We start from the raw sequence: 596 nt of genomic DNA, 5'->3' as shown, positions 1-596 counted from the left end.
GACCATGTGCGGGGCCACCAAAAGCCTGGTTACCCCGTTTGGAGGTTACCCTAATTCCATAGCCTCCGCATTTAGTACGGTGGCAGAACGACGCATCCGATATTATCGTAATGAGCATTCAACCCTTCTTAACAGCGATCTTAACCTGTGGAGAACCTGGAGTTGTGGTCACGCATTCGTCAAAGATCGCCAACTGTTCAGCTGTCAGCTTACGATATGCAGCCACACGGAGTTCTACTTTAGTTTCAGTAACTTCGTTGACATCCACGCCAGCTTCAATAAGATCTGGTAGGATCTGACTAAAGATCGCCTTATCAACTTTACGCGTATAAGGTTGAGTAACAACGAGATCGTCACCTGTATCAAGTTTGATCTTATTGGTATTTTCGTTAAGACCATCAGGAAAGAAGACGCTAACCACACTTTGACGCAGTGCGCGTTCTTGCGCTTGCACTTTGGCTAATTCTTCTTTCTTAGAATACCAGTTATAAAGAAGTTCGTATTTCTGCTCTTCGGTTAAGTTCATTTCTGGTAACTGGACCATGTTATCACCTTATTGCAAAGATAAAGATACAGTAATGAAGTTTCTTGTCTGA

The 596-nt window shown here is 43.5% G+C and carries 1 protein-coding gene; it reads right to left on the bottom strand.

Annotated elements, in window-relative coordinates; genetic code table 11:
• Positions 1–118: 118 nt before the first annotated feature.
• Positions 119–544, bottom strand: a complete 426-nt coding sequence (locus Y882_RS20160) for a DUF7173 family protein (RefSeq protein WP_156171596.1) — start codon at positions 542–544, stop codon at positions 119–121.
• Positions 545–596 lie beyond the last annotated feature (52 nt).

This window comes from Dyella japonica DSM 16301 (assembly GCF_001010355.1).
GTDB lineage: Bacteria > Pseudomonadota > Gammaproteobacteria > Xanthomonadales > Rhodanobacteraceae > Dyella > Dyella japonica.
This window is presented reverse-complemented; position numbering and strand designations above follow the sequence as displayed.

Excerpts from the sequence above, each read along its gene's own strand:
- Y882_RS20160 (WP_156171596.1), bottom strand. The coding sequence starts at position 544 with ATGGTCCAGTTACCAGAAATGAACTTAACCGAAGAGCAGAAATACGAA.